Source organism: Streptomyces sp. NPDC096152 (assembly GCF_044763235.1).
Lineage (GTDB): Bacteria > Actinomycetota > Actinomycetes > Streptomycetales > Streptomycetaceae > Streptomyces.
Genome location: NZ_JBIWFW010000001.1, coordinates 845699 through 868452 on the forward strand (window position 1 = coordinate 845699; position 22754 = coordinate 868452).

18 protein-coding genes and 1 riboswitch are annotated in these 22754 nt (G+C 70.6%); of the genes, 13 read left to right on the plus strand and 5 right to left on the minus strand.

Annotated elements, in window-relative coordinates:
• Positions 1–48: 48 nt before the first annotated feature.
• Positions 49–3156 (plus strand): efflux RND transporter permease subunit, encoded by a 3108-nt coding sequence (locus ACIQ9G_RS03705; RefSeq protein ID WP_403605721.1) that lies wholly within the window; start codon positions 49–51, stop codon positions 3154–3156.
• Between the two features lie 96 nt (positions 3157–3252).
• Here ACIQ9G_RS03705 and nadA read toward each other — a convergent pair whose 3' ends face one another.
• Entirely contained in the window at positions 3253–4437 is a 1185-nt protein-coding gene (gene nadA / locus ACIQ9G_RS03710) for a quinolinate synthase NadA (protein WP_403605724.1), read from the minus strand.
• A gap of 253 nt (positions 4438–4690) precedes the next feature.
• Between nadA and erpA the strand changes: the two genes are divergently transcribed.
• Entirely contained in the window at positions 4691–5047 is a 357-nt protein-coding gene (gene erpA / locus ACIQ9G_RS03715; protein ID WP_356193288.1) for an iron-sulfur cluster insertion protein ErpA, read from the plus strand.
• 96 nt (positions 5048–5143) lie between these two features.
• On the opposite strand, the gene ACIQ9G_RS03720 is transcribed toward erpA, so the two are convergent.
• Both ACIQ9G_RS03720 and ACIQ9G_RS03725 read right to left on the minus strand, forming a co-directional pair.
• Entirely contained in the window at positions 5144–6952 is a 1809-nt protein-coding gene (locus tag ACIQ9G_RS03720; protein ID WP_403605727.1) for a hypothetical protein, read from the minus strand.
• Between the two features lie 254 nt (positions 6953–7206).
• A complete protein-coding gene (locus ACIQ9G_RS03725) occupies positions 7207–7419 on the minus strand; it encodes a hypothetical protein (protein WP_403605730.1) in 213 nt (70 codons plus the stop codon).
• 134 nt (positions 7420–7553) lie between these two features.
• Here ACIQ9G_RS03725 and ACIQ9G_RS03730 point away from each other — a divergent pair, with 134 nt between their 5' ends.
• Positions 7554–8528, plus strand: a complete 975-nt coding sequence (locus tag ACIQ9G_RS03730; RefSeq protein WP_403605733.1) for a carbohydrate kinase family protein — start codon at positions 7554–7556, stop codon at positions 8526–8528.
• Positions 8529–8541: 13 nt separating this feature from the next.
• Here ACIQ9G_RS03730 and ACIQ9G_RS03735 read toward each other — a convergent pair whose 3' ends face one another.
• A complete protein-coding gene (locus ACIQ9G_RS03735) occupies positions 8542–9924 on the minus strand; it encodes a cysteine desulfurase/sulfurtransferase TusA family protein (RefSeq protein ID WP_403605736.1) in 1383 nt (460 codons plus the stop codon).
• 296 nt (positions 9925–10220) lie between these two features.
• Here ACIQ9G_RS03735 and coxB point away from each other — a divergent pair, with 296 nt between their 5' ends.
• The 4 genes from coxB to ACIQ9G_RS03755 all read left to right on the plus strand — a co-directional run bounded on the left by coxB (position 10221) and on the right by ACIQ9G_RS03755 (position 14783).
• Entirely contained in the window at positions 10221–11180 is a 960-nt protein-coding gene (gene coxB, locus ACIQ9G_RS03740) for a cytochrome c oxidase subunit II (protein ID WP_403605739.1), read from the plus strand.
• Positions 11177–12901, plus strand: a complete 1725-nt coding sequence (gene ctaD / locus ACIQ9G_RS03745) for a cytochrome c oxidase subunit I (protein WP_403605742.1) — start codon at positions 11177–11179, stop codon at positions 12899–12901. Before coxB ends, ctaD begins: the two co-directional genes overlap by 4 nt.
• The gene (locus ACIQ9G_RS03750) at positions 12898–13296 is read left to right on the plus strand and encodes a cytochrome c oxidase subunit 4 (protein ID WP_403605745.1); all 399 of its coding nucleotides are present in this window, start codon (positions 12898–12900) and stop codon (positions 13294–13296) included. The genes ctaD and ACIQ9G_RS03750 overlap by 4 nt, the downstream gene beginning before the upstream one ends.
• Before the next feature lie 131 nt (positions 13297–13427).
• Complete coding sequence (locus ACIQ9G_RS03755; RefSeq protein WP_403605748.1) at positions 13428–14783, plus strand: Ig-like domain-containing protein; 1356 nt, start codon at positions 13428–13430, stop codon at positions 14781–14783.
• A gap of 125 nt (positions 14784–14908) precedes the next feature.
• On the opposite strand, the gene ACIQ9G_RS03760 is transcribed toward ACIQ9G_RS03755, so the two are convergent.
• Positions 14909–15310, minus strand: a complete 402-nt coding sequence (locus tag ACIQ9G_RS03760; protein WP_403605751.1) for a hypothetical protein — start codon at positions 15308–15310, stop codon at positions 14909–14911.
• 202 nt (positions 15311–15512) lie between these two features.
• On the opposite strand from ACIQ9G_RS03760, the gene ACIQ9G_RS03765 reads away from it, so the two are divergent.
• The 6 genes from ACIQ9G_RS03765 to ACIQ9G_RS03790 all read left to right on the plus strand — a co-directional run bounded on the left by ACIQ9G_RS03765 (position 15513) and on the right by ACIQ9G_RS03790 (position 22727).
• Positions 15513–16124: a heme-copper oxidase subunit III gene (locus ACIQ9G_RS03765; protein ID WP_403605754.1), complete on the plus strand. Its 612-nt coding sequence runs from the start codon at positions 15513–15515 to the stop codon at positions 16122–16124.
• A gap of 124 nt (positions 16125–16248) precedes the next feature.
• Entirely contained in the window at positions 16249–17058 is an 810-nt protein-coding gene (locus tag ACIQ9G_RS03770) for a c-type cytochrome (protein WP_403605757.1), read from the plus strand.
• Positions 17055–18113 (plus strand): Rieske 2Fe-2S domain-containing protein, encoded by a 1059-nt coding sequence (locus ACIQ9G_RS03775; protein WP_403605760.1) that lies wholly within the window; start codon positions 17055–17057, stop codon positions 18111–18113. Before ACIQ9G_RS03770 ends, ACIQ9G_RS03775 begins: the two co-directional genes overlap by 4 nt.
• Complete coding sequence (locus ACIQ9G_RS03780) at positions 18110–19765, plus strand: cytochrome bc complex cytochrome b subunit (protein ID WP_403605763.1); 1656 nt, start codon at positions 18110–18112, stop codon at positions 19763–19765. Before ACIQ9G_RS03775 ends, ACIQ9G_RS03780 begins: the two co-directional genes overlap by 4 nt.
• A gap of 134 nt (positions 19766–19899) precedes the next feature.
• Positions 19900–20964 carry an anthranilate phosphoribosyltransferase gene (gene trpD / locus ACIQ9G_RS03785; RefSeq protein ID WP_403605766.1) on the plus strand — a complete coding sequence of 355 codons (1065 nt, stop codon included), beginning with the start codon at positions 19900–19902 and terminating at the stop codon, positions 20962–20964.
• A gap of 85 nt (positions 20965–21049) precedes the next feature.
• A riboswitch (SAM riboswitch) is annotated at positions 21050–21166 on the plus strand.
• A gap of 199 nt (positions 21167–21365) precedes the next feature.
• Complete coding sequence (locus ACIQ9G_RS03790; RefSeq protein WP_403605769.1) at positions 21366–22727, plus strand: aminotransferase class V-fold PLP-dependent enzyme; 1362 nt, start codon at positions 21366–21368, stop codon at positions 22725–22727.
• Positions 22728–22754: the final 27 nt, after the last annotated feature.

Consider the following 22754-nt stretch of genomic DNA (forward strand, 5'->3'; position numbering starts at 1 on the left):
ACCCGCCTCCGTGCCGCCGCCTCAGCTCACCGAAGAGAGACCCTGACCATGTCCTGGCTGTCCAGGTTCAGCCTCGCGCAACGGGCCCTGATCGGGTTGATCTCGATCATCGCGCTCGTTTTCGGGGCGATCGCGATCCCCCAGCTCAAGCAGCAGCTGCTGCCCAGCATCGAACTTCCCGTGGTGTCCGTGCTGGCGCCCTACCAGGGCGCGTCCCCGGACGTGGTCGAGAAGCAGGTCGTCGAGCCCGTCGAGGACACCCTCAAGGCCGTCGACGGCATCAAGGGCGTCACCTCCACGGCGAGCGAGGGCAACGCCGTGATCATGGCCTCCTTCGACTACGGCAACGACACCAAGCAGCTCGTCGCCGACGTCCAGCAGGCCGTCAACCGGGCCCGCGTCCGGCTCCCGGACGCCGTGGACCCGCAGGTCGTCGCGGGCTCCACGGACGACATCCCGACCGTGGTCCTCGCCGTCACCTCGGGCGAGGACCAGCAGGCGCTCGCCGACCGGCTGGACCGGACGGTCGTGCCGGAGCTGAAGAACATCGCCGGCGTCGGCCAGGTCACCGTGAACGGCGTGCGGGACCTCCAGGTCACCGTCACGCCCGACGAGGCGAAGCTGGCCAGGGCGGGCCTCACCCCCGCCGCCCTGGGCCAGGCCCTGCAGGCGGGCGGCGCCACCGTCCCCGCGGGCTCCTTCGACGAGGGCGGCGCCAACCGCACCGTCCAGGTCGGCGGCGGCCTCACCTCGCTGAAGCAGATCGAGGACCTGAGCGTCACCGGCGAGGGCGCGGCCGCGAAGAAGCCGGTCCGCCTCGGCGACGTGGCCGGGGTGAAGCAGGAGCCCGCCAGGGCCGACTCGATCACCCGCACCGACGGAAGGCCCAGCCTCGCCGTCGCCGTCACCATGGACCACGACGGCAGCGCGGTCGCGATCTCGAACGCGGTCGAGGACAAGCTGCCCGGCCTGCGCGCGAGCCTCGGCTCCGGCGCGAGAATCACCGTCGTCAGCGATCAGGGGCCGGCGGTGGCCAAGTCCATCGACGGCCTGACCACCGAGGGCGCGCTCGGCCTGCTCTTCGCGGTCCTGATCATCCTGGTCTTCCTGGCGTCGGTGCGCTCCACCCTCGTCACGGCGGTGAGCATCCCGCTCTCCGTGGTCCTGGCCCTGATCGTGCTGTGGACCCGCGACCTGTCGCTCAACATGCTGACGCTGGGCGCCCTGACCATCGCCGTCGGCCGGGTCGTCGACGACTCGATCGTGGTCCTGGAGAACATCAAGCGGCACCTCGGCTACGGCGAGGAGCGCCGCGAGGCCATCCTGAACGCGGTCCGCGAGGTGGCCGGGGCGGTCACCTCCTCGACGCTCACCACGGTCGCCGTGTTCCTGCCGATCGGCCTGGTCGGCGGCATGGTCGGCGAGCTGTTCGGCCCGTTCAGCATCACCGTCACCGCCGCCCTGCTGGCCTCGCTGCTGGTGTCGCTGACCGTCGTACCGGTGCTGTCGTTCTGGTTCCTGCGCGCCCCGAAGGGCACCCCCGCCGAGGCCGCGGAGGCCCGCCGTCTCGCCGAGGAGAAGGAGGCGAGGAGCCGCCTGCAGCGGTTCTACGTCCCCGTCCTGCGCTTCGCCACCCGCCGCCGCCTCACCAGCGTGCTGATCGCGGTCGTGGTGCTGGTCGGCACCTTCGGCATGACCCCGCTGCTCAAGACCAACTTCTTCGACCAGGGCGACCAGAAGGTCCTCACCGTCAAGCAGGAGCTGAAGCCCGGCACCAGCCTGGCCGCCACCGACGCGCAGGTGAGGAGGGTCGAGAAGCTGCTCGGCGGGGTCAAGGGCGTCAAGGACTACCAGGTGACGGTCGGCTCGTCCGGCTTCATGGCGGCCTTCGGCGGCGGCACGGACAGCAACCAGGCGTCGTACCAGGTGATGCTGGAGGACTCGGCGTCCGCCGACGACGTCCGCAAGGACATCGAGGACGGCCTGCACCGGCTGTCCGGCATCGGCACCACCACGGTCGCCGCCGGCGACGGCTTCGGCGACCAGGACCTCAAGGTCGTCGTCAAGGCGGCCGACGGGGACGTGCTGCGCCGGGCGGCGGAGCAGGTGCGCGAGACGGTCTCCGGCCTGGACGACGTCACCGACGTCACCAGCGACCTGTCGCAGAGCGTGCCCCGCGTCTCGGTGCGGGCGAACGGCAGGGCGGCCGCCGCGGGCTTCACCGAGCAGACCCTCGGCGCCGCCGTCGCCCAGGCGGTCAAGGGCACCACGGTGGCGAAGGCGACCCTGGACGACACCGAGCGCGACGTCGTCGTCCGTTCGGCGAAGCCGGCCGAGACGCTGGCCCAGTTGAAGAACCTGCGCCTGGGCCCGGTGAAGCTGGGCGACGTCGCCACCGTGAAGCTGGCCGACGGCCCGGTGTCGATGACCCGCATCGACGGTCAGCGCGCGGCGACCGTCACCGCCAAGCCCGTCGGCGACAACACCGGCGCGGTCAGCGCGAACCTCCAGTCCGAGCTCAAGGCGCTGAGGCTCCCGGCGGGCGCCACGGCGGAGATCGGCGGGGTCACGCAGGACCAGAGCGACGCCTTCAAGAACCTCGGCCTGGCGATGCTCGCGGCGATCGCGATCGTCTTCATGCTGCTGGTCGCGACCTTCCGCTCGCTGGCCCAGCCGCTGATCCTGCTGGTGTCGATCCCGTTCGCCGCGACCGGAGCCCTCGGCCTGCTGATCGCCACCGGGACGCCGATGGGCGTCCCCGCGATGATCGGCATGTTGATGCTCATCGGCATCGTGGTGACGAACGCGATCGTGTTGATCGACTTGATCAACCAGTACCGCGGGCAGGGGCACGGCGTGGTCGAGGCCGTGATCGAGGGCGGCCGCCACCGCCTGCGCCCGATCCTGATGACCGCCCTGGCGACGATCTTCGCGCTGCTCCCGATGGCCCTGGGCGTCACCGGCGAGGGCGGCTTCATCGCCCAGCCCCTGGCGGTCGTGGTGATCGGCGGCCTGGTCACCTCCACCCTGCTGACCCTGCTCCTGGTCCCGACGCTCTACGCGATGCTCGAGCTCCGCAAGGAGCGCCGCGCGAAGAAGCGCGCGGCCAGGCGGGAGGCGAGGGTGGAGGAGTCCCGGGAGCCGGTGACGGTGTAGCAGCTCCCTCCGCAGCGGGCGAAGGCCCCCGCGCACCGACCGGTGTGCGGGGGCCTTCGCCGTGGAGAGTCCGGCTTCTTCCGAGGACCGTACGGACTACGGAAGGGCCAGCATCCGCTCCAGCGCCAGCTTGGCGAACGCCTCGGTCTCCTCGTCCACCCGGATGCGGTTGACCAGGTTGCCCTCGGCCAGGGACTCCAGGGCCCAGACCAGGTGGGGCAGGTCGATGCGGTTCATGGTCGAGCAGAAGCACACCGTGCGGTCGAGGAAGACGATCTCCTTGCCCTCGGGCGCGAAACGGTTCGCCAGCCGCCGTACGAGGTTCAGCTCCGTGCCGATGGCCCACTTGGAGCCGGCCGGGGCGGCCTCCAGCGTCTTGATGATGTGCTCGGTCGAGCCCACGTGGTCCGCCGCGGCCACGACCTCGTGCCGGCACTCGGGGTGGACCAGGACGTTGACGCCCGGGATGCGCTCGCGTACGTCGTTGACCGAGTCCAGGCTGAAGCGGCCGTGCACCGAGCAGTGACCGCGCCACAGGATCATCTTCGCGGCGCGCAGCTCCTCCGCCGTCAGGCCGCCGTTCGGCTTGTGCGGGTTGTAGACGACGCAGTCGTCCAGGGACATGCCCATGTCCCGCACCGCGGTGTTGCGGCCCAGGTGCTGGTCGGGCAGGAACAGCACCTTCTCACCCTGCTGGAAGGCCCACTCCAGGGCCCGCCGCGCGTTGGAGGAGGTGCAGATCGTGCCGCCGTGCCGGCCGGTGAACGCCTTGATGTCGGCGGAGGAGTTCATGTACGACACCGGCACGACCTGCTCGGCGACGCCGGCCTCGGTCAGCACGTCCCAGCACTCGGCGACCTGCTCGGCGGTCGCCATGTCGGCCATGGAGCACCCGGCCGCCAGGTCCGGCAGGACCACCTTCTGCTCGCCGGACGTCAGGATGTCCGCGGACTCCGCCATGAAGTGCACACCGCAGAAGACGATGTACTCGGCCTCCGGGCGCGCCGCCGCGTCCCGCGCGAGCTTGAAGGAGTCGCCCGTGACGTCGGCGAACTGGATGACCTCGTCGCGCTGGTAGTGGTGGCCGAGCACGAAGACCTTGTCGCCGAGCTTCTCCTTGGCGGCGCGGGCGCGTTCCACCAGGTCCGGGTCGGACGGGGAGGGCAGGTCGCCGGGACACTCGACACCGCGCTCGCTCTTGGGGTCGGCCTCACGGCCGAGGAGCAGCAGGGCGAGGGGCGTCGGCTGTACGTCGAGCTCCTGGGCTTGGGCGGTGGTCACGACACGCACCCTTTCTACTTTTCGTCGAACTGACGCTATTTATCATAACCGCTTCACGTCACTTTGACGATGGCCATAGCGTCGATGTGACGGGAATCCCGGTGGTCGCTGTTGGCTCCGCGGCGCATGTGCGAGCATGAAGATGACGAGCATGCAGAAGAGAGAAACCACGCGCTCGGCCCGGAATGAATCCGCGGCCCTGCCGGTTGCACTCGTCGGCAAGCAGTCTCCGTACAACCCGGGAGAGATGTAGATGTCCGTATCGGACGAGACCACCACCGTCACCGACGGCATCATCCTGACCGACGCCGCCGCGTCGAAGGTCAAGGCCCTGCTCGACCAGGAAGGCCGGGACGACCTCGCCCTGCGCGTCGCCGTCCAGCCCGGCGGCTGCTCCGGCCTGCGCTACCAGCTCTTCTTCGACGAGCGCTCCCTCGACGGCGACGTGGTGAAGGACTTCGACGGCGTCAAGGTCGTCACCGACCGGATGAGCGCCCCGTACCTGGGCGGTGCCACCATCGACTTCGTGGACACGATCGAGAAGCAGGGCTTCACGATCGACAACCCGAACGCGACGGGCTCCTGCGCCTGCGGCGACTCCTTCAGCTGAGCCGGCCGGCCACACGAACCACGTGAAGGCGGCGGCCCCCCTGCCCGGGGGGCCGCCGCCTTCACGCGTCCGTGACGCCGGACCCGGCGCCCGCCGCTAGCGCGCCTGCGAGGAGGGCCGCGGCAGCCGCGCCCCCGGCTTCTCCCGCGGGATCTCCCGGCCGTCCGAGCCGACCACCTGACGGCCGTCGAGCGGCCGGTCCAGGTGCACTGTCCGGTGCTGGATCTTGGCGATCATGATGCAGACCTTGCCCGGCCGCCGGGTCTCGGTCACCGTCACGGTCACCTTCTTGCCGGAACCCTCCCGTGCCGACGCCCTGTAGTCGGAGCAGACCCCGCCCTCGAACGTGACGGTCAGGTCGTCGCCCGCGGTGCCGTACCCCGTCACCTTGACGTCGTGCGTCTCAGGGGCGCCGCCCGAGCCGCTCGGCGGCGGGGTGGGCTGCCCGGACGGCGCGGCCGACGACGGGGCCAGGTACTTGGGGTCGACCGCCGGATACGTCACCGTGAAGCCGTCCTGCCCGGCCGGCCCGCGCACCTGGAACAGCCAGGACGGCACCAGGGTCTGCCGCCCGCCGGAGTAGTGCGAGGCCAGGCCGAACACGGCCTTGTCGACGGTGAGGACGTCCTGGGCCGTGGTGGACGTCCCGCACGGCGCCTCCAGACGGTCCTTCAGCGGCTCCGGGCTCGCGCAGCCCCCGATGCCCATGCGGTGGTCGGTCCGGGGGGCCGCGTTCATCAGCTCCAGCGTCTTCCGGGCGCTCAGCACGGGGTACGTGTCCCCCTTCACCGGCGCCTTCACCTGCCCGCTGCCGCCGACCACCTCACCTCCCGGGCCGACGGTCAGGCCGGTCGTCCAGCCGTAGGTGGGCAGCCCGCCGACCGCCGGATCGGCGTTGACGACGCGCTGGGCGCCCATGATCTGGTCTGCGTCCACCTTCGCGTCGTCCTGCCCCAGGGCCTTGAGCACCGGCGCCGCCGCCTTTTCGGCGTCCGCCGCGCTCACCGGGTGGACGGCCGGGGCCGCGGGGTCGTGCGTGCACAGCACGCCCTTGCAGTTGTCGGTGCCCGGCGCGTACCGGCTGAACGTCCAGGTCCCCGGCGCCTGCCGGTTCACCCGCAGCATGGGGCCGGAACCGTCCTTGCCGCTGCCCGCGGTCCAGGCCTGGCCGTCGGCGACCGGCGTCCCGTCGACGCCGAGCGCCCGGGCCAGCCGGGCCACCTCGTCCCGGGTGACCTCGCCCCGCGGCCGGTACACCGGCGCCGAGCCCGGGCCGTCGGGCAGCGTGCCCGCCGGGCGGTAGGACGCGCCGTACGGATTGGGCTCGCCGGGCGCGATGCCGTTCGTCCCGCCGTCGCCGTCCGCGCCGCCGGCGCCGCCGGCGCCCGCGGGGGAGTAGCCGTCGAGCATCAGCGGCGGGGGAGTGCCGTGGCCGCCGGAGGCCGCCGGGCCCGTGGGACCACCCGAGCCGCCGGACACGCTCGTGGCCAGATACGCACCGCCGCCGCCCACCAGCAGCACCGCGGCCGCGACCGCGGCGGCCGCCAACGGCGAGCGCCCCCGGCCGCCCCGGCCCGCCCTCTCGTCCTCGGGCCCCGCATCCCCGGGGCCCCCTGAGCCGCCCACGTCGAGCCCGTCGTCTGCCTGCTCGGTCTTCTCGGCCTGCTCGGCCTCTTGGGCCTTCTCCGCGCTCGCGGACCTGCGGGCCTCGGATGCCTCGGACGCTCCGGCCTCGGGTGCCTCGTGTGCCTCGTGTGTCTCGGGTGCGCGGGGCGCCGGGGCTTCGGCGCCGGTCACATCGGCGTTCCCGGCCCCACCCTCGGGCTTCGGAGCCGCCGTCTCCCGCGAGGCTCCGTCGGCGGTACCCGCGGCCGCGTCGTCGTGGTCGGGTCGCTCGGTGTTCACCGCATCGCTCCTTCGGCTGCGCAACTGTCCCTGTGACCCTGACCCGACCCTGTCAAAACTGACCGGCCGGCGGGTCGTATCCCGCATCCCCCAGACGGGGGACAGCGATGGGACGCAGCGGGGGAGCGCACGGTTCCCGGAGCGCGCCGCCCGGGCGCGGGGCCCGGCCCGGGCGGGCGCGGCGGGATCGTTTCACCGGAGTGGTGCCTCCGGGACCGGTCCCGGGACTCAGCCCCGGGACTCAGCCCTGGTGATCAGTCCCCGTAGTCCGACATCGCGTCCAGCAGCCGGGCCGAGGAGGCCGGAACGTCCACCCCGTGGATACGGGACGGCGACACCGGCCGCACGACATCCGGCCCGGGGGCCGCCCAGTGGGGGACCATCCGTGCGCAGTCCCCGCGCAGCGACGCCAGGTCGCCCTCCAGGTCGGCCGGTCCGGGGTGAGTGTGCACCTTGAGGTTCGTCATGCCGGAACCGTAAGCACGTCGAGCCGCACGAAGAAAGATCTACTATCGGGTATTTTTGCCTACTTCAACGCCCCTCAGTGACCGGGTAGCGTGAAGTGTCAACCCGCCTTCTCCCAACCAGGAGAGTCCACGCCGTGCGCATCGCAGTCACCGGCTCCATCGCCACCGACCACCTCATGACCTTCCCCGGCCGTTTCGCCGACCAGTTCGTCGCGGACCAGCTGCACACGGTCTCGCTCTCCTTCCTGGTCGACCAGCTGGACGTGCGGCGCGGCGGGGTCGGCGCCAACATCGCCTTCGGCATGGGGCAGCTCGGCACGCGGCCCGTCCTGGTCGGCGCCGCGGGCCCCGACTTCGGCGAGTACCGCGCCTGGCTGGAGCGGCACGGCGTCGACACCGACTCGGTCCGCATCTCCGAGACGCTGCACACCGCCCGTTTCGTGTGCACCACGGACGCCGACCACAACCAGATCGGCTCGTTCTACACCGGCGCGATGAGCGAGGCCCGCCTCATCGAGCTCAAGACGGTCGCCGACCGCGTCGCCGGCCTGGACCTGGTGCTGATCGGCGCCGACGACCCCGAGGCGATGCTCCGGCACACCGAGGAGTGCCGCTCGCGGTCGATCCCGTTCGCCGCCGACTTCTCCCAGCAGATCGCCCGCATGGACGGGGAGGAGATCCGGATACTGCTGGACGGGGCGACCTACCTCTTCTCCAACGAGTACGAGAAGGGGCTCATCGAGTCGAAGACCGGCTGGAGCGACGCCGAGATCCTCTCCCGCGTCGGCCACCGGGTGACCACCCTCGGCGCCCGGGGCGTGCGCATCGAGGGCGACGGCCGTGACCCGATCGAGGTCGGCTGCCCGGACGAGGAGCGCAAGGCCGACCCCACGGGCGTCGGCGACGCCTTCCGTGCAGGGTTCCTGTCCGGTCTGGCCTGGGGCGTCTCCCTGGAGCGCGCCGCCCAGGTCGGCTGCATGCTCGCCACGCTGGTCATCGAGACCGTCGGCACCCAGGAGTACCAGCTGCGCCGCGCCCACTTCATGGAGCGCTTCACCAAGGCGTACGGCGACGACGCGGCCCGCGAGGTCCGCGCCCACCTCGCCTGACGCCGGACAGGCCCTAGGAGACCCGGCGGACCACATAGGCCGAGCCCCGGTCCGCCGGCTCCTCACCGACGTACTCCTGCCCCCGCATCTCGCACCACGCCGGGATGTCGAGGCGGGCCGCCTCGTCGTCCGCGAGGACGCGGACCGTGCCGCCCACCGGGACGTCCCCGAAGACCTTCGCGAGCTCGATCACCGGGATCGGGCAGCGCCGGCCGAGGGCGTCGACGACCAGCGCGTCGCCGCCCGGCCCGGCCGCCGGTGCCGCCACCGGCGCCCCCAGCTGCTCCCGGACCCCGGCCACCGCGCCGGGCAGCACCGACAGGAACCGCTCCACGTCCTCCTCCGGGGTCCCCGGCGGCAGCGACACCCGTACGTTGCCCTCGCTCAGCACCCCCATCGCCCGCAGGACATGGCTCGGCGTCAGCGTGCTGCTCGTACAGGAGGAGCCGGAGGAGACCGAGAAGCCCGCACGGTCCAGCTCGTGCAGCAGTGTCTCCCCGTCGACATAGAGACAGGAGAAGGTGACGACGCCCGGCAGCCGGCGCACCGGGTCGCCCACCACCTCCACGTCCGGCACCAGACGCGGCACCCGCGCCCGGATCCGCTCCGTCAGCTCCCGCAGCCGTACGGCCTCCGCGGCCGCCTCCGCCCGCACCACCCGCAGCGACGCCGCCGCGGCCACGATCGCGGGGATGTTCTCGAACCCGGCGGCCCGGCCCGACTCCCGCTCGTCCGCCGGCCCCCGGGGCGCGAACCGCACGCCCTTGCGTACGACCAGCAGCCCGACCCCCGACGGTCCGCCCCACTTGTGCGCGCTCGCCGCCAGCAGCGACCAGTCGCCCGGCACCCGGCCCCAGCCCAGCGACTGCGCCGCGTCCACTAGCAGGGGCACCCCCGCGGCCCGGCAGACCTCGGCCACCTCGGCCACCGGCTGCTCGGTGCCCACCTCGTGGTTGGCCGACTGCAGACAGGCCAGCGCGGTGTCCGGGCGCACCGCCGCCTGGTACGCCCCCACGGTCACCGCGCCCGCGCGGCTCACCGGGACCTGGGTGACGGTCCCGCCGTCCGCCTCGTGCGCCTCGGCCGAATGGAGGACCGAGGAGTGTTCGACCGCTGACACGATCAGGTGGCGTCCGGCGCGGCGCCGCCCGGCCAGCGCGCCCGCGACACCGGTGTGCACCGCGCGGGTGCCGGACGGGGTGAAGGTCAGCTCGTCGGGCCGGCAGCCCACCGCCTCGGCGGTCGCCTCCCGCGCCGCGTCCAGCAGCAGCCGCGCCCGCCTGCCCTCCCGGTACAGCCGCGCCGGATCGGCCCACCCCTCGTCGAGGGAGGCCTCGAGCGCCTGACGGGCGACGGGATGGAGCGGAGCGGCGGAAGCAGCGTCGAAGTAGGCCACACGCCAACGCTACGTCCAGCACGGGCGCGAGAGGGGCGCGGGACCGTGCCCGGGGCGCCTGTCCGCCGGGGCCAAAAGGCTCCCGAACGCCGTCAATTCACGGTCGGCCGCCCGGTCGTCCCACCCCTTCGGGGTGACCCGCGGCGCGTATGGCACCCTCCCCGCGACCCGCCGGATGGCGTCCAGTAGGGTTTGGTCCGCATAAACATCAAACCCCTGCCCGACGCAGGGCGGCGACCGACCAGCGAGAAGGCCGCAGCCGAACAGCGCGGGCGAGACTCTCGGGAAGGCGCTACGTGAGTCCCAACGGCTCCGACCGCTCGCCGCGGCGCCCGATGCGGCGGAAGCTGCTGCAGGCACTGACCGCGGGCCTGGTCCTGGCGACCGCAACCGGTTGCACATACAAGGACTTCCCCCGCCTTGGTATGCCCACCCCGGCCACGGAAGAGGCTCCGCGGATCCTCTCCCTGTGGCAGGGCTCCTGGGCTGCCGCGCTCGCCGTGGGCGTGCTGGTGTGGGGCCTGATCCTGTGGAGCGCCATGTTCCACCGGCGCAGCCGCACCAAGGTCGAGGTTCCTCCGCAGACCCGGTACAACATGCCCATCGAGGCGCTGTACACGGTCGTTCCGCTCATCATCGTCTCGGTCCTCTTCTACTTCACGGCCCGTGACGAGTCGAAGCTTCTCGACCTCTCCAAGAAGCCGGACGTCACGGTCAACGTCGTCGGCTACCAGTGGAGCTGGGGCTTCAACTACATCGAGCCCGTTCCCGGTTCCTCCGGCAACGCCAAGACCGACCCGAACCTGGCCGCCATCCCGGACCGGTTCAAGAACGACTTCCCGGCCAACGCCGGCGGCGTGTACGAGGTCGGCGTGCCGGGCGAGCGGAACCCGCAGAACGGCAACCCGGGTCCGACCCTGTGGCTGCCGAAGGGCAAGACGGTCCGCTTCGTCCTCACCTCGCGGGACGTCATCCACTCGTTCTGGGTGCTGCCGTTCCTGATGAAGCAGGACGTCATCCCCGGCCACACCAACTCCTTCCAGGTGACCCCCTCCATGGAGGGCACCTACCGGGGCAAGTGCGCCGAGCTCTGCGGCCAGGACCACTCCCGGATGCTGTTCAACGTGAAGGTCGTCTCCCCGGAGCGCTACGAGCAGCACCTCAAGGACCTCGTGAAGAAGGGGCAGACCGGTTACGTTCCCGCCGGCATCGCGCAGACGAGCCACGAGAAGAACCGGGAGACGAACAACCTGTGAGCATCCTCAACGAACCCCAGGGTGCCGCGGCGGCCGAGAACGAGCTGCCGGTCCGGCGCAAGCAACCCGGTAACGTCGTGGTGAAGTGGATGACGACCACCGACCACAAGACGATCGGCACGCTGTATCTGGCCACGTCGTTCGCGTTCTTCTGCATCGGTGGCGTCATGGCGCTGCTCATGCGCGCCGAGCTGGCCCGCCCGGGCCTGCAGCTCATGTCGAACGAGCAGTTCAACCAGGCGTTCACGATGCACGGCACGATCATGCTGCTGATGTTCGCGACGCCCCTGTTCGCGGGCTTCACGAACTGGATCATGCCGCTCCAGATCGGCGCCCCCGACGTCGCCTTCCCGCGACTGAACATGTTCGCCTACTGGCTGTACCTGTTCGGCTCGCTGGTCGCGGTCGGCGGCTTCCTCACCCCGCAGGGCGCGGCGGACTTCGGCTGGTTCGCCTACGCCCCGCTGTCCGACGCGGTGCACTCGCCCGGCCTCGGCGGCGACCTGTGGATCATGGGTCTGGCCTTCTCCGGCTTCGGCACCATCCTCGGCTCGGTCAACTTCATCACCACGATCATCTGCATGCGCGCCCCGGGCATGACGATGTTCCGCATGCCGATCTTCACCTGGAACGTGCTGCTGACCGCGGTGCTGGTCCTGCTGGCCTTCCCGGTGCTGGCGGCGGCGCTGTTCGCGCTGGAGGCGGACCGCAAGTTCGGCGCCCACGTCTTCGACGCCACCAACGGTGGAGCCCTGCTGTGGCAGCACCTCTTCTGGTTCTTCGGGCATCCAGAGGTGTACATCATCGCCCTGCCGTTCTTCGGCATCATCAGCGAGGTCATCCCGGTCTTCTCCCGCAAGCCGATGTTCGGCTACATGGGCCTGGTCGGCGCGACCATCGCCATCGCGGGCCTGTCGGTGACGGTGTGGGCCCACCACATGTACGTCACCGGCGGTGTGCTGCTGCCGTTCTTCTCCTTCATGACCTTCCTGATCGCGGTTCCGACCGGGGTGAAGTTCTTCAACTGGATCGGCACCATGTGGAAGGGCTCGCTCTCCTTCGAGACCCCGATGCTGTGGGCGACCGGCTTCCTGATCACCTTCACCTTCGGTGGTCTGACCGGTGTCATCCTGGCCTCGCCGCCGATGGACTTCCACATCTCGGACTCGTACTTCGTGGTGGCGCACTTCCACTACGTCGTCTTCGGCACCGTCGTCTTCGCGATGTTCTCCGGATTCCACTTCTGGTGGCCGAAGTTCACCGGCAAGATGCTCGACGAGCGCCTGGGCAAGATGACCTTCTGGATGCTGTTCATCGGCTTCCACGGCACCTTCCTGATCCAGCACTGGCTGGGCGTCGAGGGCATGCCGCGCCGGTACGCCGACTACCTGGCGGCCGACGGCTTCACCGCGCTGAACACCATCTCGACGATCTTCTCCTTCGTGCTCGGCCTGTCGATCCTGCCGTTCTTCTACAACGTGTGGAAGACGGCCAAGTACGGCAAGAAGATCGAGGTCGACGACCCGTGGGGCTACGGCCGCTCGCTGGAGTGGGCGACCTCCTGCCCGCCGCCGCGGCACAACTTCCTCACCCTGCCGCGGATCCGCAGTGAATCCCCGGCGTTCGACCTGCACCACCCCGAGATCGCAGCGCTCGACCACCTCGAGAACGCCGGCCACGGCAACGAGGCCCTCGTCGGCAGCAAGGAGGCCGGCAAGTGAAGATCCAGGGCAAGCTCTTCATGTGGCTGAGCGTCTTCTTCCTCATCGTGGCGATCGCCTACGGTATGTGGTCGAAGGAGCCGGCCGGTACGACGGCGCTCTTCCTGGCCTTCGGCCTGAGCATCATGATCGGCTTCTACCTGGGCTTCACCGCCCGGCGGGTCGACGTGGGCGCGCAGGACAACAAGGAGGCCGATGTCGCGGACGACGCCGGCGAGCTGGGCTTCTTCAGCCCGCACAGCTGGCAGCCGCTCGCGCTCGGCATCGGCGGCGCGCTCGCCTTCCTCGGCGTCGCGGTGGGCTGGTGGCTGCTGTACTTCTCGCTGCCGGTCATCCTGATCGGCCTGTGGGGCTGGGTCTTCGAGTACTACCGCGGTGAGAACCGCACCCAGTAACACAGCACCGAGCACCGGGGAGCCCGGACACTCCGTCAGGAGGGTCCGGGCTCCTGCTTTCGGCGGAGCGACGCTCCCTCGGACGGGTGGCCCACCGCGCCGATGCCGCCCCGGCTCCCTAGCGTGAGGCCATGAGCACCAATGGGTTTATTCGCGGCGCGGGAGCCGGTGCCGAGGAGGCGACCGTGCTCGGTCCTTCGGGCCCCGGCGCATCCGCCTCCTCTCCATCGGCCCGCCTGCGCACCCGTGGCGTCGTCGGCAGCGCGCTGCTGGTGGCCGCCCTCGGTGCGGGCGCCAGCGCCTGCGGCGCGGACGGCAACCCGCTGGCCGCGGACCCGTACGACGCGGCGGACCAGATCACCTTCAACGGCCCCACCGAGACCGGCGAGAAGGCCGACCCGGACAAGCCCCTGGAGGTCACGGTCGACGGCTCGGACGGGCGCATCACGGACGTCACGGCCGTCGACACCGCCGGCCGCCACGTGTCCGGAGAGCTCTCCGCCGACGGCACCCGCTGGCACAGCACCTCACCGCTGGCCGCCGGCGCCCACTACACGCTGAGGGTGAGCACCGAGGACGACGACGGCTCACCCGGCCGCAAGGTCCTCAGCGTGGACACCAGCAAGCCCAGGACCCAGAAGCGCGTCAACGTGACGTTCGGGCCGCAGGCGGGCACCTACGGCGTCGGTCAGCCCATCACGGCCGAGCTCGACCAGCCGATCCGGGACCGGGCCCAGCGCGCCGTCGTGGAGAGCGCCCTCCGGGTCGACTCCATGCCCAGCGCGCAGGGCGCCTGGTACTGGGTGGACGACAAGCACCTGCACTACCGGCCCAAGGAGTACTGGCCCGCCCACGCGCAGATCCGGGTGCACAGCAACCTGGAGAACATCAAGATCAGCGACCGGCTGTGGGGCGGCACCGCCAAGCCGCTGCGGATCACCACCGGTGACCGCATCGTCGCGGTGACGGACGCCGCGGCCCACACCATGTCGGTGTACCAGAACGACCAGATGATCAAGCAGCTTCCCGTCACCACCGGAAAGCCCGGTTTCGACACCCGCAACGGCGTCAAGGTCATCCTGGCCAAGCAGTACCTCGTCCGGATGAAGAGCTCGACCGTCGGCATCGCCGCGAACTCCTCGGACGCGTACGACCTGGACGTCTACTACGCGACCAGGGTGACCTGGAGCGGCGAGTACGTGCACGCCGCCCCCTGGTCGGTCGGCGCGCAGGGCCTGGCCAACGTCAGCCACGGCTGCACCGGGATGAGCGACCGCAACGCCGCGTGGTTCTTCGACACCGTCCACGAGGGCGACGTCGTCCAGGTGGTCAACTCCAAGGGCCACATGATGGAGCCCTTCAGCAACGGCTTCGGCGACTGGAACGTGTCCTGGACCAAGTGGCTCCAGGGCAGCGCGCTCACCACCGGGGGCAAGGCCGACCGGCCCCGGACCGAGCAGGCACGACTGAGCCCGCAGGGCCTGTGAGGCCGACCGGGGCGCCCTGAGCCGCCCGTACGCCAACGTCCGTCGTAGGCCCCGTCCGTCGTAGGCCCCGTCCCCCTGTGGCCGGGAGCCCGGGGACGGGACGGGATCGGCCCGGACGCTCGGCGCTAGGCGCTCAGCGCCGTGCGGTCCCGCAGGAGAGAGGCCAGGGAGGAGGCGAACTCCACCGGCTCCACCGGCAGCGTCACCGCCGCGTCCGCCCGGCTCCACGTGGCCAGCCAGGCGTCCTGGGGCCGGCCGATCAGCAGGAGCACGGGCGGGCAGCGGAAGACCTCGTCCTTGATCTGCCGGCACATGCCCATGCCGCCCATCGGCACGGCCTCGCCGTCCAGGACGCACACGTCGATCCCGCCCCGGTCCAGCTCCCGCAGCACCGCGTCCGGCGTCGCGCACTCGACGAACTCCACGACGGGGGCGTCCGGAGCCGGCCGGCGTCCGGTCGCCAGCCGCACCTGCTCACGGGTGTTGGCGTCGTCGCTGTAGACCAGCACCGTCGCGGTCGCCTGCATGGTTCCTCCACGCCTCTCAGAGACACAGCATTGGTCGGGAACTTCCGGGTACCGATGGCGCGGATGCTACTCCCTTCAACTCGTGGTCGACAGCGGCTGGAACGCCCCTTCGATGGGCCATACGGGCTGGACACACCCCATGGACACTCCGAACGGCACCCCCCGGAGTGAGGGCGGGATAAGCGAGCGACATAATGTCGGCGTGGCGACAGCAACGACAGTAGAAACCGGGCACGCGCACCCGTCGGTCAATCGGCCGAACCTCACCAGTGTCGGAACCATCATCTGGCTGAGTTCCGAGCTGATGTTCTTCGCGGCCCTCTTCGCGATGTACTTCACCCTGCGATCGGTGACGGGTCCGACGCACTGGAAGGAGATGGCCTCCCATCTCAACCTTCCGTTCTCGGCGACCAACACCACGATCCTGGTGCTCTCCTCGCTGACCTGTCAGCTCGGCGTGTTCGCGGCCGAGCGGGGCGACGTGAAGAAGCTCCGGGGCTGGTTCGTCGTCACCTTCATCATGGGTGCGATCTTCATCGGCGGTCAGATCTTCGAGTACACGGAACTGGTCAAGGAGGACGGCCTCTCGCTGTCCTCCGACCCGTACGGCTCGGTGTTCTACCTGACCACCGGCTTCCACGGCATGCACGTGACAGGCGGTCTCATCGCCTTCCTGCTCGTCCTCGGCCGTACCTACGCGGCCCGGAGGTTCACCCATGAGCAGGCGACCGCCGCGATCGTCGTGTCCTACTACTGGCACTTCGTCGATGTCGTCTGGATCGGCCTCTTCGCCACGATCTACCTGATCCGGTAATCGGCCGCCGTGCGCGGCGGTGTCGGTGTCACCCGAACGGGGAGACCGGCGACCGAGCACCCGCGACGAACCGATCCAAGTCCCAGAAGCATCGACGCAGAAGATCCTGACACCGGGGTAATCCGTGAAAAAGCTCTCCGCACGACGACGCCATCCGCTGGCGGCGGTCGTCGTCCTACTCCTCGCGCTGGCGGCCACCGGGGGGCTGTACACCGCGTTCGCGCCCGCGAGCAAGGCGAAGGCCGAGGACACCGCCCAGTCCCTCACGATCGAGCAGGGCAAGAAGCTCTACGAGGTCGGCTGCGCCAGCTGCCACGGCACCGGTGGCCAGGGCACCACTGACGGTCCGAGCCTGGTGGGTGTCGGCGCCGCCGCCGTCGACTTCCAGGTCGGCACCGGCCGTATGCCGGCCCAGCAGCCCGGGGCGCAGGTCCCGAAGAAGAAGGTCATCTACTCGCAGGCCGAGATCGACCAGCTCGCGGCCTACGTCGCGTCCCTGGGCGCCGGTCCCGCCGTGCCCACCAAGAACGACTACAGCCCGGAGGGCGCGGACATCGCCAAGGGCGGCGAGCTGTTCCGCACCAACTGCGCGCAGTGCCACAACTTCGTCGGCAAGGGCGGTGCGCTGACGCACGGCAAGTTCGCCCCTGACCTCGCGAACGTGAGCCCGAAGCACATCTACGAGGCCATGCAGACCGGCCCGCAGAACATGCCGTCCTTCCCCGACACCACCATGACGGAGAAGAACAAGAAGGACATCATCGCGTACCTGAACGCGGTCAACGGCGACGAGACCGTGACCCCGGGCGGCTTCGAGCTGGGCGGCCTCGGTCCGGTCAGTGAGGGTCTGTTCGCCTGGGTCTTCGGACTGGGCGCACTGATCGCCGTCGCCGTCTGGGTCGCCGCTCGGACCGCAAAGGCCAAGAAGTCATGAGTAGCCAAGACATTCCAGAAGAGAACCTGCCCGCTGAGCAGGCCCCCGCGCACGGCGCGGTAGGCGTCGCGGACGAGCGGAACCCGTTCGCGGATCCCGGTCTGCCGCCCCACGAGCACCGTGTCCAGGACATCGACGAGCGGGCCGCACGCCGGTCCGAGCGCGCCGTGGCCCTGCTGTTCACGCTGTCGATGCTGGCCACCGTCGGCTTCATCGCCTCCTATGTGGCGATCCCGGCCGACCAGGTGATCTACGTGTTCCCGCTGGGCCACATCAGCGCGCTGAACTTCGCGCTCGGCCTGACGCTGGGCACCGCGCTGTTCACCATCGGCGCGGGCGCGGTCCACTGGGCCCGCACCCTGATGTCCGACGTGGAGATCGCCGACGAGCGCCACCCGATCGCGGCCTCCCCCGAGGTCCGCGCGAAGGTCCACGCGGACTTCGCGGAGGGCGCCAAGGAGTCGCAGCTCGGCCGCCGCAAGCTGATCCGCAACACGATGCTCGGCGCGCTCACCCTGGTGCCGCTGTCCGGTCTCGTGCTGCTGCGCGACCTCGGTCCGCTGCCCGAGACCAAGCTCCGCCACACGCTGTGGGCCAAGGGCAAGCGCCTCGTCAACACGAACACCAACGAGCCGCTGCGTCCCGAGGACGTGGCCGTCGGCTCGCTGACCTTCGCCAAGCCGGACGGCCTGGAGGAGACGGACGAGGACTTCCAGAAGGAGATCGCCAAGGCGGCCCTGATGATCATCCGGCTCCAGCCGGACAACATCAAGGACAAGCGCGAACTCGACTGGTCGCACCAGGGCATCGTGGCCTACTCGAAGATCTGCACCCACGTGGGCTGCCCGATCTCCCTGTACGAGCAGCAGACGCACCACGTGCTGTGCCCGTGCCACCAGTCCACCTTCGACCTCTCCGACGGTGCCCGAGTGATCTTCGGCCCTGCCGGCCACGCCCTGCCGCAGCTGCGCATCGGCGTGGACAGCGAGGGTTACCTCCAGGCGCTCGGCGACTTCGAGGAGCCCGTCGGTCCTGCATTCTGGGAGCGCGGATGAGCACTGCATCCAGCAACACGAATCCGGCCGACGCCACGGGACGCTCCCGCGGCAAGGCACCGACCGGCGAGCGCGTCGCCGACTGGGCGGACGGCCGGCTCGGGATCTACTCCCTGGCCAAGGCCAACATGCGCAAGATCTTCCCCGACCACTGGTCGTTCATGTTGGGCGAGGTCTGCCTCTACAGCTTCCTCATCATCATCCTCACGGGTGTGTACCTGACGCTGTTCTTCCACCCGTCGATGAACGAGGTGGAGTACCACGGCTCGTACGTCCCGCTGCAGGGACAGCTGATGAGCGAGGCGTTCAACTCGACCCTGCACATCTCCTTCGACGTGCGCGGTGGTCTGCTCATCCGGCAGATCCACCACTGGGCCGCGCTGATCTTCCTCGGCGGCATGTTCGTGCACATGATGCGCGTCTTCTTCACCGGCGCGTTCCGCAAGCCGCGTGAGATCAACTGGCTGTTCGGCTTCCTGCTGTTCGTCCTGGGCATGTTCACCGGTTTCACCGGCTACTCGCTCCCGGACGACCTGCTCTCCGGCACCGGTGTCCGCTTCATGGAGGGCGCGGTCCTGTCCGTGCCGATCGTCGGCACGTACATCTCGTTCTTCCTCTTCGGCGGCGAGTTCCCGGGCGGCGACTTCGTGGCCCGCTTCTACTCGATCCACATCCTGCTGCTGCCGGGCATCATGCTCGGCCTGGTGGTCGGCCACCTGATCCTGGTCTTCTACCACAAGCACACGCAGTTCGCGGGCCCCGGAAAGACCAACGAGAACGTCGTCGGCATGCCGCTGCTGCCGGTCTACATGGCCAAGGCCGGAGGCTTCTTCTTCCTGGTCTTCGGTGTGATCGCGGCGATCGCGGCGCTGTTCTCGATCAACCCGATCTGGGCGATGGGCCCCTACCGGCCCGACCAGGTGTCCACCGGCGCCCAGCCGGACTGGTACATGGGCTTCGCCGAGGGCCTCATCCGCGCGATGCCGGGCTGGGAGATCAACTTCTGGGGTCACACGCTGATCCTCGGCGTGTTCATCCCGCTGACCCTCTTCGGCGTCGTGCTGATGATGATCGCGGTCTACCCCTTCGTGGAGTCCTGGGTCACCGGGGACAAGCGCGAGCACCACATCCTGGACCGCCCGCGCAACGCCCCGACCCGTACCGCGTTCGGTGTCGCCTGGGTCACCATCTACATGGTGGGTCTGATCGGCGGCGGCAACGACCTGTTCGCGACCCACTTCCACCTGTCGCTCAACGCCGTCACCTGGTTCGTCCGGATCGCGTTCTTCGCCGGCCCGGTCGTCGCGTTCATCGTCACCAAGCGGATCTGCCTCGGCCTCCAGCGCCGGGACAAGGAGAAGGTGCTGCACGGTCGCGAGACCGGCATCATCAAGCGCCTGCCTCACGGTGAGTTCATCGAGGTCCACGAGCCGCTCAGCCAGGAGCAGCTCTACACCCTCACGGCGCACCACCAGTACGAGCCGGCCGAGATCGGCCCGACGGTCGACGAGAACGGCGTCGAGCGCAAGGTGAAGGGATCCGAGAAGCTGCGCGCCAAGCTCAGCGGCGCCTACTACGGCGAGGACTCCCAGATCAACAAGCCGAGCGTCGAGGAGTACAAGGAGATCACGAGCGGCCACGGCCACCACTGATCGCTGCGCACGCCACAAGGAAAGGGTCCTGTCCTCCATGCGGACGGGGCCCTTTCCCGTGCCCCGGGCTGGATAGGGTGGAACCTGTTCGAGACCCGTGTCCCCAGTCCGGGACACCGACCCAGGAGCGGCTGATGAGCGCTGTGACCCCCGCTGGAGGCGACACCGCGGCGGGCCGTTCCTGGCCCCAGGTGCTGAACGGGCTGCTGGACGGCCGCGACCAGAGCGCCGACGACACGGCCTGGGCGATGGACCGGATCATGCGCGGCGAGGCCACCGACGCCCAGATCGCCGGCTTCGTGGTGGCGCTGCGGGCCAAGGGCGAGACGGTGGAGGAGATCACCGGCCTGGTCCGCGCGATGTACGACCACGCCAACGTCATCGAGGTGCCGGGCGAGACCGTCGACATCGTCGGCACCGGCGGCGACGGCGCCAGAACGGTCAACATCTCCACGATGTCGTCGATCGTCGTCGCCGGCACGGGCGCGAAGGTCGTCAAGCACGGCAACCGGGCCGCCTCCTCCGCCTCCGGGGCGTCCGACGTCCTGGAGAAGCTGGGCGTCAATCTGGAGCTGACGCCGCGACGGGTGGCCCAGGTCGCCGAGGAGGCCGGGATCACCTTCTGCTTCGCCGTGAAGTTCCACCCGGCGCTGCGCCATGTGGCGGCGGCCCGGGGCCAGCTGGGCATCCGTACGGTCTTCAACTTCCTCGGTCCGCTGACCAACCCGTCGAAGGTGCGGGCGCAGGCGGTCGGCGTGGCCGACGCGCGGATGGCGCCGATCATCGCGGGCGTCTTCGCCGAGCGCGGCAATTCCTCCCTCGTCTTCCGGGGCGACGACGGCCTGGACGAGCTGACCACGACCTCCACCTCCCACGTCTGGGTGGTCCGGGACGGCAAGGTCTCCGAGGAGACCTTCGACCCGCGGGACGTCGGCATCGAGCTGGTGCCCGTCGAGGCCCTGCGCGGGGGCGACCCGTCCTACAACGCCGAGGTCGCCCGCCGGCTGCTGGACGGCGAGACCGGCCCGGTGCGCGACGCCGTGCTGCTGAACTCGGCGGCCGCGCTGGTCGCCCTGGAGCCGGGGTCCGGGACGCTGGCCGAGCAGCTGCGCGCCGGAATGGACAGGGCCGCGCGGTCGATCGACTCGGGGGCGGCCAAGCGGGTGCTGGAGCGCTGGGTGGCCGCCAGCAACGCCTGATCCGCACACGGCACGAGGCTGGGCGCGGTCCGCATTCCGGACCGCGCCTTGCGCGTCGAAGATCGTGTGGCAGGATGGTGGACCAGGTCATGAGCGACAGCCATGCGGCCCCGGCCGGCTGTCCGGCAACCCTCCGTCCGTGGCGGGGTGCCCCGGGTGAGGACCAGGTCGTGGACAGCAAGGTCCACGGCAAGCGCGGACCCCTCGCACGCTTTCTGAATGAGCGTGGGGCCAGGGGTCCTGGTCGTTCGAGGGAGCCTTCCGTGAGCAAGCGAATGCGTTAGGGCGTCGAGCCCCGCCTCCGCACACCCCTTTCACCTTCCGCCGTGCTGGAGCTCCCTGCGTGCTCGAGCCGTAGTCGCTCGCACGGTGATTCCGCTTGCCTCTCACAGGAGTCCGCCATGTCCGTCGTCACCGCTGCCCCCGCCCCTGCCGTCTGCCCCCCGCTGCCCGTGCTGGGCCGGGACGTCGCCGTTCCGCTCGTCACCGGCGGTGAGGCCGGGTACGCCGCGCTCGACTACGCGGCCAGCGCCCCCGCCCTCCAGCGCGTCTGGGACGACGTGGCCGCCTACGCGCCGTACTACGGCAGCGTCCACCGCGGCGCCGGCCACCTCTCCCAGCTCTCCACCGACCTGTTCGAGAAGGCCCGGACGACCGTCGCCGGGTTCCTCGGCTGCCGTCCGGCCGACCAGGTGGTCTTCACCCGGTCCACCACCGACTCCCTCAACCTCCTGGCCCGCGCGCTGCCGGCCGGCTGCCGGGTCTTCGTCTTCGAGACCGAGCACCACGCCGCGCTGCTGCCGTGGCCGGGCGCCGACGTCACCGTCCTCGACGCGCCGCGCACCCCGCGGCAGGCCGTGGAGACCCTGGAGCGGGCCCTGGCCGACCGCGATCCCCACGCCCCGGCCCTGGTCTGCGTCACCGGCGCCTCCAACGTCACCGGCGAGCTGTGGCCGGTGCGGGAGCTGGCCGCCGCCGCGCACGCGCACGGCGCCCGGATCGTCCTGGACGCCGCCCAGCTCGCGCCGCACCACCCGGTGTCGGTCGCCGACCTCGACGTCGACTGGGTGGCCTTCTCCGGCCACAAGCTGTACGCCCCCTTCGGCTCCGGCGTCCTGGCCGGCCGCGCCGACTGGCTGCGGGCGGCCGAGCCGTACCTCGCGGGCGGCGGCGCGAGCCGTAGCGTCGCCCGGCGCGCCGACGGGGGAGTGGAGGTGGAGTGGCACGAGAGCGCCGCCCGCCACGAGGCCGGCTCGCCCAACGTGATCGGCGCCTACGCCGTCGCCTCGGCCTGCCGGGCCCTCACGGAGGCCGGCTTCGACACGCTCGTCGCCCGCGAGCAGCACCTGCTGCGCAGGCTCAGGACGGGCCTCGCCGAGGTGCCCGAGGTACGGGTGCTCTCCCTCTTCGGCGACGACGCGCCCCGGGTCGGCGTGCTGTCCTTCGTCGTCGAGGGCTGGAACAGCTCCCACTTCGCGGCCGCGCTCTCCGCCGAGTACGGCATCGGCGTCCGCGACGGCCTCTTCTGCGCCCAGCCCCTGCTCCGCACGCTGCTCGGCGCGGGCGCGGAGGCGCGCGGAGGGTGCGGCTCCCCGGAGACCGCCCCCGGCGAGCGCTCCCTGCACGCCGTCCGCGTCAGCTTCGGTGCCGGCACCCCCGACGAGCACATCGACCGCTTCCTGACCGCGGTGCGGGAACTCGTCCGGGACGGCGCGCGCTGGACGTACCGCACGGAGGGCGGCCGCTGCGTGCCGGTGGTCTAGTGCTGTGACCGGAAAGGTTCACCGGCT

Bases quoted from the DNA above. Each gene is read 5' to 3' on its own strand.
- trpD (WP_403605766.1), top strand. From the start codon at position 19,900: ATGAGCGCTGTGACCCCCGCTGGAGGCGACACCGCGGCGGGCCGTTCC.
- erpA (WP_356193288.1), top strand. From the start codon at position 4,691: ATGTCCGTATCGGACGAGACCACCACCGTCACCGACGGCATCATCCTG.
- ACIQ9G_RS03705 (WP_403605721.1), top strand. From the start codon at position 49: ATGTCCTGGCTGTCCAGGTTCAGCCTCGCGCAACGGGCCCTGATCGGG.
- ACIQ9G_RS03755 (WP_403605748.1), top strand. From the start codon at position 13,428: ATGAGCACCAATGGGTTTATTCGCGGCGCGGGAGCCGGTGCCGAGGAG.
- ACIQ9G_RS03725 (WP_403605730.1), bottom strand. From the start codon at position 7,419: ATGACGAACCTCAAGGTGCACACTCACCCCGGACCGGCCGACCTGGAG.
- ACIQ9G_RS03760 (WP_403605751.1), bottom strand. From the start codon at position 15,310: ATGCAGGCGACCGCGACGGTGCTGGTCTACAGCGACGACGCCAACACC.
- ACIQ9G_RS03790 (WP_403605769.1), top strand. From the start codon at position 21,366: ATGTCCGTCGTCACCGCTGCCCCCGCCCCTGCCGTCTGCCCCCCGCTG.
- ACIQ9G_RS03780 (WP_403605763.1), top strand. From the start codon at position 18,110: ATGAGCACTGCATCCAGCAACACGAATCCGGCCGACGCCACGGGACGC.
- ACIQ9G_RS03775 (WP_403605760.1), top strand. From the start codon at position 17,055: ATGAGTAGCCAAGACATTCCAGAAGAGAACCTGCCCGCTGAGCAGGCC.